Annotated in this window: 13 protein-coding genes; 1 reads left to right on the plus strand and 12 read right to left on the minus strand. The window is 44.5% G+C overall.

Annotated features, from left to right (window positions below; translation table 11 throughout):
* Window position 1: 1 nt before the first annotated feature.
* The 12 genes from E5336_RS02010 to mraZ form a co-directional block, all read right to left on the minus strand.
* On the minus strand, window positions 2-1,303 hold the full coding sequence (locus tag E5336_RS02010) for an LCP family protein (RefSeq protein WP_168353515.1): 1,302 nt from the start codon (window positions 1,301-1,303) through the stop codon (window positions 2-4).
* A gap of 477 nt (window positions 1,304-1,780) precedes the next feature.
* Window positions 1,781-4,303, minus strand: coding sequence for a glycosyltransferase family 2 protein (locus E5336_RS02015; protein ID WP_135979428.1), 2,523 nt, complete (start codon window positions 4,301-4,303; stop codon window positions 1,781-1,783).
* Window positions 4,304-4,314: 11 nt separating this feature from the next.
* Complete coding sequence (locus E5336_RS02020; RefSeq protein WP_135979429.1) at window positions 4,315-5,103, minus strand: ABC transporter permease; 789 nt, start codon at window positions 5,101-5,103, stop codon at window positions 4,315-4,317.
* 12 nt (window positions 5,104-5,115) lie between these two features.
* Window positions 5,116-6,246, minus strand: a complete 1,131-nt coding sequence (locus E5336_RS02025; RefSeq protein ID WP_135979430.1) for an ABC transporter ATP-binding protein — start codon at window positions 6,244-6,246, stop codon at window positions 5,116-5,118.
* 71 nt (window positions 6,247-6,317) lie between these two features.
* Window positions 6,318-8,090, minus strand: a complete 1,773-nt coding sequence (locus tag E5336_RS02030) for an LCP family protein (RefSeq protein WP_135979431.1) — start codon at window positions 8,088-8,090, stop codon at window positions 6,318-6,320.
* Between the two features lie 140 nt (window positions 8,091-8,230).
* The gene (locus E5336_RS02035; protein WP_135979432.1) at window positions 8,231-8,575 is read right to left on the minus strand and encodes a hypothetical protein; all 345 of its coding nucleotides are present in this window, start codon (window positions 8,573-8,575) and stop codon (window positions 8,231-8,233) included.
* Window positions 8,576-8,580: 5 nt separating this feature from the next.
* Window positions 8,581-9,696 carry a cell division protein FtsZ gene (gene ftsZ, locus E5336_RS02040; protein ID WP_135979433.1) on the minus strand — a complete coding sequence of 372 codons (1,116 nt, stop codon included), beginning with the start codon at window positions 9,694-9,696 and terminating at the stop codon, window positions 8,581-8,583.
* A 20-nt stretch (window positions 9,697-9,716) separates the two neighbouring features.
* A complete protein-coding gene (locus E5336_RS02045) occupies window positions 9,717-10,970 on the minus strand; it encodes a cell division protein FtsA (RefSeq protein WP_135979434.1) in 1,254 nt (417 codons plus the stop codon).
* Between the two features lie 120 nt (window positions 10,971-11,090).
* Window positions 11,091-13,277 (minus strand): penicillin-binding protein, encoded by a 2,187-nt coding sequence (locus E5336_RS02050; RefSeq protein ID WP_135979435.1) that lies wholly within the window; start codon window positions 13,275-13,277, stop codon window positions 11,091-11,093.
* 152 nt (window positions 13,278-13,429) lie between these two features.
* Window positions 13,430-13,741 carry a hypothetical protein gene (locus E5336_RS02055; protein ID WP_135979436.1) on the minus strand — a complete coding sequence of 104 codons (312 nt, stop codon included), beginning with the start codon at window positions 13,739-13,741 and terminating at the stop codon, window positions 13,430-13,432.
* Window positions 13,728-14,660, minus strand: coding sequence for a 16S rRNA (cytosine(1402)-N(4))-methyltransferase RsmH (gene rsmH / locus E5336_RS02060; RefSeq protein WP_135979437.1), 933 nt, complete (start codon window positions 14,658-14,660; stop codon window positions 13,728-13,730). The genes E5336_RS02055 and rsmH overlap by 14 nt, the downstream gene beginning before the upstream one ends.
* A gap of 3 nt (window positions 14,661-14,663) precedes the next feature.
* On the minus strand, window positions 14,664-15,092 hold the full coding sequence (mraZ, locus tag E5336_RS02065; RefSeq protein ID WP_479682356.1) for a division/cell wall cluster transcriptional repressor MraZ: 429 nt from the start codon (window positions 15,090-15,092) through the stop codon (window positions 14,664-14,666).
* Window positions 15,093-15,376: 284 nt separating this feature from the next.
* Between mraZ and E5336_RS02070 the strand changes: the two genes are divergently transcribed.
* Window positions 15,377-16,909 (plus strand): L-lactate permease, encoded by a 1,533-nt coding sequence (locus E5336_RS02070; RefSeq protein ID WP_277820738.1) that lies wholly within the window; start codon window positions 15,377-15,379, stop codon window positions 16,907-16,909.
* Window positions 16,910-16,986 lie beyond the last annotated feature (77 nt).

Below are 16,986 nucleotides of genomic sequence, written 5' to 3' on the forward strand. Positions count from 1 at the left end.
TTTATTCCACTGTTTCTTCCGGAACTGTCATATCCTCTTCTGGCGTTGACTCTGTCATATCATTTTCTGACGAGTCCTCTGTAAACGAGTCATAGGTTTCCGTTTGCTGATACGGGTCATAATACAAAGATGGATCCACATACTCGTCCGAATATCCGCTCTCGTATCCACTATCCGCTCCATTGCTTGTTCCACTTGTAAAATCGGATACCGGCGTTTCAATCGAGTCCGCCGATTCGCCTTTGAGTACCGCTTCGATTTTATCGTGCGCCAAAGTGACAGAATATGGATCCACGATGGTTACATACGCGGTTTGTCCAAGCTCTGGTGAAAGCAGCTGCGCGCCCTCGCCCGTCAGCTGATAGCTTTCAAATTTCCATTGCGGATTTTCCTGAATTTGATATTTGATCAACGTTGTGATTTCATCTTTTGACAACGTCGTATCGAACGCTCCCTGGAAAGCATCCAGCAAGCTGGAATAGTTGACAATGATTTCCGGCGAAGTGGCTTTCGCGAAAATCGCTTTCAACACGGTTTGCTGGTTGCGCACCCGCTGGTTGTCTCCATCCACATACGCGTAGCGCTCTCTGGCAAACGCCAGCGCTCTCTCGCCTTGCAAATGGTTCATCCCTTCATGAACGCCTTCTAGCGTATGGTTGGCGTAGAACGTTTCCACAGCCATTCCTTCGGGAATTTCCACATCAATCCCGCCAATCGCGTCGACGATTTCCATGACACTCGAGAAATTGGCGCGGAACGTATAGTTGATCGTAATTCCCAGCAAATTCTCCACTGTCTTTTTCGTCGTGTTGATTCCGTGCAATCCGGTATGCGTGATTTTGTCATTCGCTCCCGCGATGCAGGCATCTTGTTCGTCGCAAACAAATTCAACATAAGAATCCCGCGGAATACTCGTCAACAAGACGGTTTTCGTTTCCGGGTTGACCGAAACAACCATATTCACGTCTGAGCGCGAGAGTTCGCCTACATCGCCGTACGTATCGTTTCCAGAAATCAAAATATTAAACGAGTTTTTCGTAATTTCCGGTACCGCCATCGCCTCGTTGTCCACTTTTGTGTAATAAACAACCTCGTCGATGCTCCTTACTTCGTTGTTGAAGTTGGCATAAGGCTCGTATTCCAAAACATTGGTTCGATAGCTGTCATTCAAAATAATGGCTTGTACTTCCCCGTTGTAAAGAGCTTCTACCTCTTTTTCCACGCTGTCATAGTTCAAAATTTCAAAAGGAAGAAGCGACTCGGTGTCTACTCCAAATTGATCTTCCTGTAAATGAGTAATCATTTTTGTGGTTCCTAGCGAATCTATTGATGTTAATTTCCCGACCTTTTTTTGGTTCAGGTCTTGAACATTTTGAATTTCACTTTCATTTTTTACCAATAAAGCCACTGTGTTTTTTACTTCTTTTGGCTGCGTTGTTACAACAGCCAAAGTATTGTGGGTTTTATAAAGATAAAAATTACCAACCGAAAAAACAATTAGCATTGCGATATTTAAAACAGAAAGGACGATTCGTGCCCAATTTAAATGCTGATAGTAATTCCACAAAGCAAGCAAAATCAAGACAATCAATCCGATCACGACACAAATTGGAATCAACAAGTTGTTTGGAAGCACTTGAAGATTTTGAATTTGGTAAATAAAAAAACCAACAAGTCCAAGTACCATGATTGAAAAAATAATCACAAAAGCTCTATAATTCTTTAAACTTTTTTTTGATTTTATATCCATATAAAATTCCTTTCCTAGGATTAAAGATTCTTATAATTCCTCCTCATTTTTCTTTTTTTCCGCTTCAATCTCTTCCAATGATTTAAGAGTATAACTTTCCTTTATCAGAGATAAATTCGGATTATAAAATGGATCCCCGGCTTTAATAATATCTTTCCAACGATCTAACATAGTCATTACTTCTCCATTGAATCTTTTTATTTTTTCAGGGGTATCTTCCATCCCTCTTGATTTTGATTCATAATGATAAAACACAGCATGAGGATCGTATACGATTAAATAACCAGCCTTGCGTATTTTTAAGCAAAGATCAACATCATTAAATGCTACTTTTAACCCTTCATATAATCCGCCTACTTCCTCAAATACAGATTTTTTTATCATCATACACGCTGCAGTAACTGCACTTACATCCTGCATTGCGAAAATACGATTAAAATAACCTCCTTCTTCTTTTGGAACATTTAAAAAAGAATGACCTGCAATTCCTCCTAATCCGATAATGACTCCGGCATGCTGAATTGTATTGTCTTCATAATATAATCTTGCTCCTACCGCACCCACTTCCGGTCGCTGACAAACCCCAAGCATATCTTTAATGCTGTTAGGAGCAATCATTTCTGTGTCGTTATTCAGTAATAAAATATATTCGCCTTTTGCAAAAGTTACCCCAAAATTGTTGATTGCTGAATAATTAAATTCTTCTTTCCAAAAAATAACTTTTATATTTTCGTATTTTTTTTGAATCTCTTTATAATATTCAAAAGTTTGTGCTTCTATACTATTGTTTTCCACAATAATAAACTCTACATTACAATAAGTAGAATTTAATTGAATCGATTCAATTGCACGAGATAAATCTTCAATATGATCTTTATTAGGAATGATAATAGATATCAAAGGATTTCCTTGTACTTGATAATATACATCATACATTCCTAAATTTTTACTCATTTTTACTTCTGCATCAATGCTCAATCTTTTTAAATGATTTTCAATTGCTCTTTTTCCTGCTTCAAATGCATATAATTTACTTTCTGGGTTTGCCGCAGTTGATGCAGAATGCATTCTCCAATGATAAAGTATCATTGGAATGTGAGCGATTTGATCTGCATTTAATTGTTCTACAATACGCAATACAAAATCATAGTCCTGCGCTCCATCAAATTCTTTATTAAAATTGCCAATTTTATCAATTAATGATTTTTTTACTACCAAAAAATGGCAAATGTAGTTTACCGATCGAAGAAGATCTAGACTAAAATACGGTTTAAAATGTGGTTGAATTAAATTTCCAGATTCTGTTTCTAGCTTATCCTCATCTGAATATACCATTTCAATTTTTCTATTCTGCAAAGTTTTTACAATTTCATATAGTGCATTAGGAGTGAGTAAATCATCATGGTCAAAGAATCCAACATAATCTCCAGTTACCAACTCTAATGCTGAATTCATATTATTCGCAATTCCATAATTTTTATCAAGTTTTCTAAATTTAATTCGATTATCGTTATTGTTTTTTTCAAGCCATTCTTTTACTTCTCTTGTAGTACTCCCATCCGCAATACATAATTCCCAATTTGAATATGTCTGAGACAATACCGACTCAATCATTTCCTTTAAATATTTTTTTGGAGTATTGAATGTAGCAACAATTAAACTTATTTTTGGTAAATATTCAAATGATTGTTTTTTCTGACTTTCAAGTACCCTTTGATTAGGAGACATAAATTTAAACCAATCATCATATGTAAATATAGATTGATTTTGTGGTCCAATCTTTACTCGATGAATAAATTTACGAACTCCATTTTTATGCAAATACCGTAGAGCATTTTTCATTCTTTCTGGATTTACAGATTTCAAATAAGCTTTTGTCAATTTTTCAAAAGATAGAGTTGGTTCTGCAGGGATAATAAGTTCATTATCTTTTAAAATAAATCTTAAATAATACGGGTACTCCTCAGCCGATGAGAAAGTCAAACGAAATCCAATTTTTTCATTTTCTAAATTTAACCTATATATTTTAACTACATCTTTACGTATAATAAATTCAATTTTTGACTCAATTAGGTTTTTATTATAGTCTAACACTTCTATTTTTATATTTTCATTTTCTTTTTCCGAAAACACATAACCTGTAACAAAACAATAGTTATCTTTTTTCTCGAATTTATCTATTGAATAATGAAAAACTGTATTTTCTTCATGTTTTTTTAATTGAGAAGATTTTAAAGTAAGAATAGAATCTTTCTCCTGCCCATGTTGCGCAATCAAATCGAAGCTTCTTAAATCTAAATCTTTAGGGAGCTGGATTTTTATAAAAAAGCCATATTCATTTCTTTCAGAATCTAAGCCAAATTGCACACTTACATCAGGTCGGTCAACTTTCAAAATTTCGGCTGCCACTACTTTATCATTACACTTTCCATAAAGTGATACTTCTTCTCCTCCATTAAAATAGCACCATCCTGAGACATGAATACATTTTTCTATTGAATTATTATAAAATTTAAATGAATCTATATACCAATTAAAATTCTTTTTCTTCATGAAAACTCCTTTTACAACTGCTCTGCAAATCCTTTTTCCAGTCTTCTAAATATCCAGTATCCTAGAACAAGAAGTCCTAACGAAAGAACAAACACCAAGCCTAAATTTTCCCAATTTATTCCTCTATGATACATAAACACATCCCGATACGCATTAATAATAACTGTCATGGGATTCCATTCAATTAGTTTATACAATACCCCAGCAGAATTAAACTGTTTCAACTGATAAATAATTGGTGTTCCATACATTAACATATTCAAAATAAATTGAACAATATTTTCCACATCCTGTACATAGACATTGATGGCGCTAAGTATAAAGACAATTCCTAGTGCTAAAGTAGCTTCTACAATCGCAATAACAGGAACTAACACGATATGATAAGAAATTCCGACTCCTGAACCTAACAGAAAGACTAAAATAATTAGACAGGAAATAAAAAAATTGACTAATCCACTCGTAACCATGGAAATAGGCAATATCTCCCGTGGAAAATAAACTTTTTTAATAATTCCCGCATTTGTCTTAATACAAGTTGTCCCCTGGGAAACAACTGTCATAAAGAATGTCCAAGGGATTAATCCTGTTATTAGATAGATAAGATAATTTTCGCCATTCATCGCTCCTCTTCCCATCAAATATGGAAAGACAATCCAATACACCACCACTTGTAAAAGCGGATTAATAAAAGACCAAAGAATCCCTAAAAAAGACCCTTTATATTTACCACGAATATCTTTCTTAATATTTGTTTTTAGCAATTCGCGATAAGCATATAACTGTTTAAATAATTTCAACCTGATCCCCTCCTACTCAATAGTAAATTCGATTTCCTTTTCGTCTATGATTTTCTCATTTTTATCAGCTAATCGAATCTGAAGATGATGTACTCCATCCTGAATATCTTCAAAAGGAATCGTAAACTCCCATCCAATTTGATCTTTTTCCAAAAAACCGGCATATTCTTCCGCATAAGCATTATAAACATCTGGCCTAGGAGTCCGCCTTACATTTTTGACATGCTGCGCATCCAAATATATTTCGAGTTCTATATCATAGCCGTTGCTAATACTCCACCCCCGAAAAGCGAGTTCTCCACCCGTTCGATAAATAGTCGCAAAGCCTTTAGGAGTATCAATAAATATTACACCTTTTACTTTATGCGTTCCTTCTTTAATAGCTCTTAAAACCTTATCGTGATGATCCTTCTCCACCTGCTTCAAATACTCGTCAATCACATACGTCGGATCGCCATCCAGCTTAAACTCGCCCTTGTAAATCCAAATCGCGCGGTCGCACAATTTTTTCACAACATCCAGACTATGCGTAACAATCACGATTGTTTTATCGCTGTTTTTTAACTCCTCCAGCTTGTCAAAACATTTATCTTGAAAATGCTGATCACCAACCGCCAAAATCTCGTCAATCAACAAAATTTCCGCATCTACGTTGATCGCGACCGAAAAAGCGAGCCGCATATACATTCCTGACGAATACGTTCGAATCGGATTGTCGATGTTTTCACCCAATTCGGAAAATTCAATGATCTGGTCGATGCGCTGGTCAATTTCCTGATGCGTGAGTCCGAAAATCGACGCGTTGAAATAAATGTTTTCACGACCTGTAAAATCCGGATGGAAACCCGCTCCCAGTTCCAAAAGCGAGGTTAGTTTTCCATCGGTTTCGATTGTGCCTTGATTTGGATAAATAATTTTTGTCATCAACTTTAATAAAGTCGATTTGCCGCTTCCATTCGTTCCAATCAAAGCGACCGTCTCTCCTTTTTTTATATCCAGGCTAATATCTTTCAATACTTCTTTAATTTCATAATTTCCACTCTTCCAAAATATGAGCCGCTCCTTCAAAGTATTCGCCCGATCGTATTCAACTTTGAAGTGCTTCGACATCTTCCGCACTTCAATCGCGTTTTCCTGGTTCATACATCACCTCGTCATAATTTCTTTCATCTTTCTATTATAAAACAAAAGAGTGCCCTATGGACACTCCCAATTTATTCATCTTCCATTGCCCAGTTCGGATTGTAGTAGTCAGCCATGTTGTCCGCTTCCACATTGTCGTTGACCGGCTGCTCATAAGACGAATCTCCATACACGTCCTCCGGTTCCATTAAATCGTCAGACCGGTAAGGCGTATACGCGTCGGCATCCGGATCCGGCGCGTATGGATCGACATTCAAATCGTTCTCTTCGTCCGTGATTTCCTCTTCGTCGTCATTGGTCTGCATCGAACCGGCCGGCGCCGTTTCGCCCGTGTCCTCCACAGTATCGGCCGAGTCGCCTTTTAGCACCGCTTGCAGCTTCTCGCGGGCCACCTCTAAAGAATACTCGTCCGGAATCGTGACATACGCCGCCGTTCCCAGCTCCGCGCAATACTCCGTCGAACCCTCGCCCCGCAATGAGTAGCTTTCAAATTTCCAGTGCGGATTCATCGTCAGCTGGTAGCGCATCAAATCCTTGATTTGACTCGAAGGCATATCAGTCTCGAAAGCGCCGCCCACCGCATCCACAAACCTGCCGTAGTTCAGCAAAATCGTCGGGCTCGTAATCTTATCCAAAATCGCGCGCAACACGATTTGCTGGTTGCGCACCCGCTGGTTGTCCCCATCCAAATAGGCGTGGCGTTCTCTGGCAAAAGCAAGCGCCCGCTCTCCCTCCAAATGGTTCCTTCCTTCTTTTACGCCTTCCAGCGTTTCATTGGCGTAAAACGTTTTGACAGCCAATCCTTTTTCAACGTCGATATCAATTCCATTGAGCGCGTCAACCAAATTAACCAGTGAAGAAAAATTGACCCGAACCGTGTAATTGATATTGATTCCCAGCGCTTTTTCCAGCGTCGCTTCCGTCGTCTCGATTCCATGAAGCCCCGTATGCGTCAGCTTATCCATTTCGCCTTCCGCGCATCCCATCGCGCTTGGGCAAGCCATCTCCAAATAGTAATCCCGCGGAATACTCGTCATTAAAACGACACCGCTTTTCGGATTCACCGTCACGAGCATGTTCACGTCGCTGCGCGAGTTTTCTCCTAGCGAACCGTACGTGTCGTTTCCGCTAATCAGGACGGTAAACGGCTCTTTCGTCACATTGACCTGATCTTGCGAATCCGCTTTGATTTCCGGCTTCGGCGTATAGTAAACCTCTTGATAAATCGTTTTGGTTTCTGTCGTTACGAAGGTGTACGGCTCCACATCGTGCACGATTCCCAGAAAGCCATCGTTCATGATCATCGCGTCGATCTCTCCGTTGTACAGCGCCGCCGTCATATCGACCATTGAAGGATACTCGCTTTCATTGACCGTTACACCTGCCTTTTGAAGAGCGGTTTCAATCAACCGGGTTCCTTGCGCGTCCTGCGCCGGGCATATGCCCACCGTTTTTCCTTTCAATTCCTGAATATCCTGAATGGAAGAACCGGCCATGACGCGAATCGTCGCCGTGTTGGCTGTCTTATCCGCCAAATCGTCAATTTTCGCGAACATTTCATCCGTCTTGTAAATGTAGTAGTTTCCCGCGCCATACGCAATCGTGAAAATCAAAACCAGAACGGTGATGAAAAAGCGCATTCCCGTCTTCCAGGCCTTAAAATACGTCAGCAAAAACAACAGGAGCGCAATCACGACTACGACTCCAATCACAGGGAGCAAATACGATACCGGGAGAATATTCAATTTGTAAATCTGGAAAGAAAGCAGCAGCGAAAACACCACCAAAAAAGGCGCCAGTAGTTTCGCGAACAGCCCTTTCCGTAATTTTCGTTTCTTTTTCATAAGTACGGTTCCCTTCAGCTTCAAAATTTTATCATAAGTTTGGAAGTGTTCCCTTTATTTTTTATAATTTCACATATTGTTTTTTGAAAGCACAGAAAAAGAACGAGAGGCACCTCCCGTTCCTCAGATTTTCACTCACTTCATGGATCGCGTTTTCCATACCGCGCATTCATTCGGTCGATGGATTGATTGATATCTTCGGCCAAGACGGAAATCACATCGGTTTCTTCATCTGTAAACAAATTAAAATAGTATCGTTTCCATTTTTTCGTCTTCGTATCGAAGACGACCAGTGTATCGGGAATGGAGGAAAACACGCAGTTCTCAATCGCGAGCTCATTTTGGAACACGAGCCCGGTTCGTTGATTTCTCTGGATTTCCTTTTCCTTTCCGGAAACGATGCCGGATCCGATATTTCGCTCCTGAAAAAAGTCGCGCAGCGCCTTTGTTTCCAGCAGCTCCTCACCGAATAAAGCGATTTTCATTTGGTTTAGCGATTAAAGAAGAAATTCGGGATTTGATCGTCCTGATTCGTTTCCTCGACGGCTGTCGTCACCACCCCCGGATTGACCGGCGTTTGGATAGCAGGCTGTGTGAACAGCGCCTGCGAGGACTGAGCCAGTTGAACTTGCGGATTTTCGCTTCTTTTCTTTCTTGTTTTTTGTGTCTGCTCTTCAAAGCCGGTCGCAATCACCGTCACGATGACCGCGTCGCCCAGCTGCTCGTTAATGGCGATACCGAAAATGCAGTCCACATCGCCGCCAGCGGCATCCTGAATGACCGCCACCGCGTTTTGCGCGTCGTACAGCGAAACTTTGTCGCCGCCTGTAATGTTGATGATCGCGCTCTTCGCTCCGCTGATATTAGCTTCCAGCAAAGGCGACTGAATGGCTTTTTCCGCAGCGACAACCGCTTTGTCTTCGCCTTCAGCCATACCGATTCCAATCAGCGCGCGTCCCTGGTTTTGCATCACGCTGCGAACATCGGCAAAGTCAAGGTTGATTAACGCAGGAACCGCGATCAAATCGGAAATCGTCTGCACGCCTTGACGCAATACATTGTCCGCCGCCTGGAACGCTTCCTCGATTGGCTTTCTTCCAATTACTTCCAGAAGATTGTCGTTGGATACGATAATTAAAGAATCCACATACTTTTTCAGTTCGTCGATTCCTTCCGCCGCGTTGTTGGCCCGGCGGCGTCCCTCGAACGTGAACGGACGGGTAACGACGCCAACCGTCAACGCGCCTTCCTCTTTGGCCACTTTCGCCACGAGAGGAGCCGCGCCGGTTCCGGTTCCGCCGCCCATTCCGGCTGTGATGAACACCATGTCGGCGCCATTCACCGCGTCGCGCAGCTCGCTTTCCGATTCCTCTGCCGCCTTGCGTCCGTATTCAGGATTTCCTCCGGCACCCAAGCCTTTGGTCGTTTCTTTTCCCAAAACGATTTTATTGTCCGTCGGTGAGTTTTTCATCACCTGAACATCCGTATTGCAGATGTAAAATTCCACTCCTTTGACACCGTCCGCGACCATGCGGTTTACCGCATTGCTTCCGCCGCCGCCGACGCCAAATACTTTAATATTCGCTACTTGATTGAATTCTGGCATATTTTCCGGTTCCTCCTGTTTTAATCCTTATCCGCTAATATAACGCTTTTCATCTTCTTCGTGAAGCCCCCATCGCCATCTTTCGATTTCTGATTGATGGAGTCGATGCTCGCTTCCAGTTCGTTGTTGTTGACAGAGATCCTTTCGTCATTGCGGATCCTGTTCGTATCCTGCCACACAAAGGCGGCACCCAGATCGGCCACGAACGAGCCGTCTCTTGCGCCAATCGTTGAAGTTTCATAAACGATCGTTTCCGCGCAAAACGAATCCGCCAACTCTTTCAAAACAGCGATGTTGCTGCCTTTTCCCGTCATGACGAATCGCGTTTTCCCATTGCGCACAATCGGCTCGCAAGCGGTGTTGATTTCCGTGATATACTCTTTCAAGCGGGGAAGCGTCACTTTCGCCAATTCCTCGGCGCTGATCTCGACGCGGTCGTCTTCCTTTTGCTCGATATAGACGATGACGTCGCTGTTTTCCTCTTCCCGGCTTGAAAATATATTTTGCAGAAGCCGATAGCCAATCTCGTCGGAGAGATTGTACTTTTCCTTTAATGGTTCAATGATCCAGTTGAAGCCTTTGTCGATCTGGGCGACCGACATCAGCTTTTCATTCATAAACAAACCAAGTGAAGTGTGCTGCGCCTCGATCGAAAGCTGAACGATCGCCCGGTCCTCGCTTTGCTGCAAGGCTGCGGTTTCCTGTCCACTCGCGTAGACGTCAAGACACAAGTCGAGAATTTCCAGATTTGCCAGTTCAATGCACTTTGCAAATTCATAAATCGTCTGCTTGTCGCCATACAGCAAGTCGACGTTCATATAAAAATCGGTGCATTCTTCGCCTTTCGGCATCTTTTTCGATTCATTTCCATTTACGATATATGTAATTCGATTCGGATTCACATACTCGACATCGTCGCCCATCCTTTTCTGGATCGCCTTTTGATATCCCTGCTGAATATGAAACTGCCGGATCGTTTTGGTTCCGTCCTCAATCTGCACATGGACTTTTTGAGAATTTCTTTTCACATTGATTGATGGAATGATCAAAATAACCCGTTCGATACGATATCCAAGGGCCGCTTGCGCGCTCTTGGTCGCTTCGCGAACCGCTGTCACGACCATGGATTCATCGAGGATCTTTCCATTCTGAATGCCCGAACAAGCAACGCGCTCGACTCTCAGAACATTCGATCTCGATTCAAAGATCTCCATGACGACGAGCCGGACTTCCTGATCAGCAAGCTCAATCGCTGCATAAACTTTTTTACTCATTCGACATCTCCTTCATGCACTTCGCGTCTATTATAACCTATTCGCTTCCGTTTTTTAAGGCGATTTTTTCAATTCCTTTTATATCGTAACAAATTCTTTGAAAAATAGGTGCCCGCTTGCCTATTCAAGTGTCACCTGCACATCGGAATTCGTGTCGATCTGCGTGCCCGCCGGAATGTTTTGCGCCACCACTTTTCCATAACCCGATGTCTGGATCCCGATTCCGGTCAGCTGCCAAAACGCCGTGATGTCCTTGCGTGTCCATCCCGTCATATCCGGCATCGTGATCGTATTGCCATTCGTCAGCAGGAACACGCGGTCGTACGAGTACACCGTCTGCCCCTCTTTCGCGAACTGGTCGATGACCGTGTTTCCATCGCCAATCATGACGAGTTTCACGTTTTTGTCTTTCATCTTTTCGTTGGCGTACTCAATCGAGTGGTTGATGAGCGCCGGCATCGTATACGTCGCCCACGTGTCCCCTTCCTGCGGGGCCGAAGCCTGCGCCGTCCCGTTGACCGCGTTGGCGATCAGCGCCGCCTGCATAATCGTTTTAAACGGCTCGGCCGAATAGCCTAAATAATTGGTCGACTGCATGCCCCAGTACACCATGATTTTCGGGTCGTTTCCTGGCGCCGCCGCCATGACCGAAGACGTATAGTTGTTTTCGTCGTACTTGTGCGTTTCTTCATTGAAAATCTCGCCCGTTCCGGTTTTGGCGATTATGTCCACCCCGTCGATTTTAAAGCGGTCACCAGTCGCGCCATCCGCCATGACGCCCGCCATCAGCTCCCGGACCTTCGCCGCCGTTTCCGCGGAAATCGGTTCCGAAACCACTTCCGGCTCGAATTTTTCCACGATCTGGTTCGTGTGCGGATTCATGATTTCCTCCACGACGTAAGGCTTCATCATCTTTCCATCGTTGAAAATCGCCGAATAAGCCTGCACGAGCTGCAAAATCGTCAAAGCTGAAGCCTGTCCGAATCCGGTTGATAAATAATCGGAAGCCGACGTAATGTTCTTTACCCCGGTTGTTTCCGGCACGAACGGAATGTCGACATACTGGTAAAATCCAAATTTATCCAGGTAATTGCTGAACTGGTCGTAATTCACGTAATTGGCGAGCAGCTCGCAAATCGCGATGTTGGACGAGAACGCAAGACCTTGCTCGAACGTGATCACGCCAAAGTTTTCTCCCAGCGCGTCGTTGATAACCGGATACCCCGTATCGGTTCCGTTGGCGACCCGGATAATTTTCCCGGCTCCGTCCTGCGTAAACGTAAAGGATCCCGCCGTATACGATTTTCCTGCCGGATACACCCCGGTGTCGATGGCGGTCGCGTACACAAACGGCTTCATGACCGATCCGGGTTCAAGGTTCATCTCGGTCATATCGTTCATATAGTTGGAAATTTCCTTTGGATTGTTTTGGTCAAACGTTGGGTAGTTTCCCCAGGCCAGGATCTTTCCCGTTTCGACTTCCACAACGATGGCCCACGCCTTGGTGGCGTTGTTGGCTTTGATCGTTTCTTGAAGCTGCGCCTCGACGATCGACTGCAAATTGCTGTCAATCGTCAAAATAACGTCGTCGCCGTCAATCGCTTCCTTGTAGACGTTCAACGTGCCCGGAAGCAAGCTTCCGTCCACCATTTGCTGATACTGGATCTTTCCGTCTTCGCCAGACAAGTACTCGTCAAGCGTTTGTTCCAGTCCCATTTTCCCCGCGATTTTCTGCTCATCTTCATCAAACGCGGCAAACCCGACCAAACTGGACGCGATGGGAGAGGACGGATATTCCCGTTTGGTAGCTTCGACGAATCCAATGCCTGGAATATTCGCCTTCCGGATTTTTTCCATGACTTCCTTATCCAATCGTTTCGTGCCTGTTCCAAGCTCAGTTTGATTGAGCTCGTTTTGAATGGCTTTTTTCAAAATCGAACTCACTTGTTTTTCATCAATGTCCGGCAGCAGCTTTTTCAAGGCTTTGGCCGTTTTCGAAGGATTGGACACGTAATCCGGATCGCCGTTTTCATCGACGAGCGAATCGTCCAAATACGCCACGACCGTGTAGGCGGCGATTTCCTGGGCGATGATGTTTCCGTTTCGATCATAAATCTTTCCTCGCCCGGCTTCGACGGTCGTGTTGACAATCGAGCTTCGGATTTGAGAATTCAGAACATCCTGCTGGGACCAAATATGGCGATGCGTCGCCATTGTGTATATAATATTCGCGATCATGACGGTCGAGACGAGCAGCATCACGACCAGAAACGCGCGGATTTTTTGATTGGTTTGTTTGACGCTCATATCTTTCTTTCTCCTTCTCTATCGTCGCTGGCGCAGCCTTTCCGTTTGAAAGGCCTTCATTTCGTTTTCCAGTATAGCATACAAGCCCGCGATTTCGCTTCCTCCGATTGGAATTCCCGGACTCAAAATAAAAACCGCGCATGGCGGTCTTATTACTCATTGTCCCCAATGATATAAATGTTGTTCTGGTTATCCTGCACTTGATTTTCCAGCATACCCAGCATTTGTTTTTTGTCCTGCATTGTCCGAACCGTCGCCTGCAGTTCTTCGACTTCGTTTTGTTTTGCGATATTCTCAGCCGCGATTTGCTGCTCCGTGTTCGACAGCGTGATATTATAAGCGCTGACGCAGACCTTTGTGACAAAATAGAAAGCCAGCGACACAACGAAGACGATGATTGAAACTCGCTCGAATGTCCAGCGGATCCTTCTCTTTTTCCTATTCTTTTTTTTACTCGTCTTCATTGCGTTCGATTCCCCTTAGCTTTGCGCTATGAGAGCGCGGATTGATTGTAAGTTCTTCAACAGAAGCCGTGACCGGCTTGCGATTCAATAAACGATATTCTAATTTTTCTACCCCGATTTGTGGAATCCTTTTATCCACTTTTTTTGCGACGGCTACCGAACGAAAAGCGTTTTTCACGATTCGATCCTCCAGGGAGTGAAACGTGATCACAACCATTCTGCCGCGCGGTGCCAACCGTTTCAACCCCTCAATCAAAACGGTTTTTAATTGCGCGAGCTCGTGATTGACCTCGATTCGAATAGCCTGAAATACACGTTTGGCCGGATGCCCTTTTTTTCGAAGCACGGCGTTGGGAAGCGCTCGTTTGATCACTTCCACCAGTTGAAATGTCGTTTCAATCGGCGCCTTTTCCCGTTCCATGACGATCTGTTTCGCTATTTTATAGGAAAACGGCTCTTCGCCATAGGTTGAAAACACTTCGGTCAACGCCTCCAATGGGTATGTATTCACGACTTCGTAAGCGGTGAGCGGCGCTTCCTGATCCATTCGCATGTCCAGTCTGGCGTCTTCACGATAACTGAATCCTCGTTTTCCATCGTCGAATTGCGGCGACGAGACACCAAGATCCATTAAAATTCCATCTACTTGTTTTATATGGTACGCATCCAAAACCGATCCGAGTTTTTCAAACGGCGCGTGCACGCACGTGAAGTTCGTTCCGATTTTTTCCAGACGCGGCCGGCTTTCCTCGATTGCCTGCCTGTCCATGTCGAAGCAATACAAATGTCCTTCGGGACACCGTTTCAGGATCTCGCTGCTGTGACCGCCGCGCCCCAACGTGCAATCGACATAAATACCATTTTTTTTCACATCGAGCATCTCGATGGCTTCATTCAACAATACGCTTACATGTTCCATAAATTACAATTCCATAAAATCCGAAAGGCTCTCAGCGATTTCCTCGAAGCTTCCTTCCTCTTCTTCTTCCATGCGTTCCCATTTGTGCTTCGCCCAAATCTCGATGTGATTGGCGACGCCGACGATCATACATTCCTTTTCCAGCTCAGCAAGCGAAACCAAATTGGCCGGGATCAAGATCCGTCCCTGTCCATCCAGGTCGCATTCCGACGCTTTCGAAAGCATCAGGCGCTGATATTTCCGGGCATCTTTTTTTGTTGTGGGTAACATTGAAAGTTTTTCGTACACGATTTGCCATTGGTCCAGCGTGTACACATACAAGCAGCCATCCAGTCCACGGTTCACGACAACCCGCTCGCCAAGCTCCTCGCGAAACTTAGCTGGCATGATCAATCGCCCCTTACGATCGATGTTGTGCGCAAATTCTCCCATGAACACGTGCCATCACCCCACTCTCTGACACTTTTTACCACTTTGTACCACTATAATACATCAATAAGAATCTTTCATCAAACTATTTTGAAAAAACTTTACACGATGAAAGAAAATGTAATCTTGCCCCATAAAAAAAGCCAAAATCGAGTCATATGGCTTGAATTTCACAAGGGATTCTGTTTCGGTTTGCTTCGAAAAAAAACGCGAAAGCCGATAGAAAAACAACGCCTCGCGTATCAATTTCATGTATAATATTTTCGGACAGAAAGGAAACCAAATTCATGATGAATGCTCTACTTTTTTTATTGGGCCTATGTCCGATCCTGTGGCTGATCGTGGCATTGACCTTGCTGAAGTGGCCGACCTGGAAAGCGGCTTGCGGCTCGATGATTGTCGCGTTCGCGCTCGCCATGCTCGTCTGGAAACTGCCGCTTATGGAAACGTTGACCGCAGGACTTGAAGGAATTCTCATGGCCTTGTGGCCTATCGTCGTTGTCATCATCGCCGCCGTATTCACCTATAATTTAACGGTACGAACCGGCGCGATGGAAACCATCAAGCAAATGATGACTTCCGTCACCAGCGACAAGCGTCTTCTCGTTTTGCTCGTCGCGTGGTGCTTCGGCGGTTTTATGGAAGGAATGGCGGGGTTTGGAACCGCGATCGCGATTCCGGCCAGTATGCTCGTCGGACTTGGCTTCCCGGCTTTATTTTCCTGCCTGGTGTGCCTGCTTGCCAACGGGGTGCCGACACCATTTGGAAGTATCGGGATTCCAACCGTCACCTTGGCCAATCTGGTTGGGTTGGAAAACGCTCCGCTCTCGTTTACGGAAACGCTCCAGCTCACCCCATTCATGATTCTCGTTCCGTTTCTCATCGTTATCGTCACTGGAAAAGGACTTAAGGCGCTAAAAGGGATTTGGCCCATCGTTTTGATGTCGGGCTTGTCCTTTGTCCTTCCGCAAATGGCCGTCGCCTACTTTGTCGGCGCGGAACTTGCCGTCGTCGTAGGCTCCGTCTGCTCGATTGCCGTCACCGTTTTGCTTTCGATCAAGGTAAAACCGGCGCCGGAATACAAAATGGAGCTGGAAAAAGGAAAACCGCTGACTTTGAAGAAGGCGCTGCAAGCCTGGTCGCCGTTTATTTGCATTTTTGTGCTTTTGCTGGCGACAAGCAAACTGCTCCCGCCAATCAACAACTATTTGGAACAGTTTTCTTCGACCGTCTACGTGTATAGCGGCGAAAATCCAAACGCTTTAAAATTCACCTGGGTCAACACGGCGGGCGTCTGGATCTTCTTATCCGGCATCATTGGCGGTTTGATTCAAAAAGCGAACTGGAACACCTTCCGTTCCGTCTTTGTCGACACCCTCAAGCAAATGATGCCAACGATTCTAACAATGTGTTTTGTGCTCGCGTGCGCGAAAATCATGGGCTACGCGGGAATGATCACGTCCATTTCCGCCTTCGCGATCATGGTCACCGGATCGTTCTATCCGTTTTTCGCGCCATGGCTTGGCGCGCTGGGAACCTTCGTCACAGGTTCGGGAACGAGTTCGGGCGTGCTCTTTGGCGCGGTGCAAATGAACGCGTCCGAGGCGCTCCATCTGGATCCGTATTGGATCGTTTCGCTCAACTCGCTTGGTGTCGCGGCCGGCAAAATGCTTTCCCCGCAAAGCATCGCGATCGCGCTGGGCGCCGTGGATGGAAACGGACAGGACTCGAAACTTCTTTCTATGATCCTGCCGTATGGAGCCGCTTTCCTGCTGCTCATGTCCATGTTCGCTTATATCGGCACGATGTTTCTCGCTTAACTTTTCCCATCGCGCCCAAGGCTCGTTTCGACGGGCCTTTTTTCTTTTTGAAGCTGAAAAAAACCGCTTTCGCGGCT

The sequence above is a fragment of the Dubosiella muris genome (assembly GCF_004793885.1).
GTDB classification, from domain to species: domain Bacteria; phylum Bacillota_I; class Bacilli_A; order Erysipelotrichales; family Erysipelotrichaceae; genus Dubosiella; species Dubosiella muris.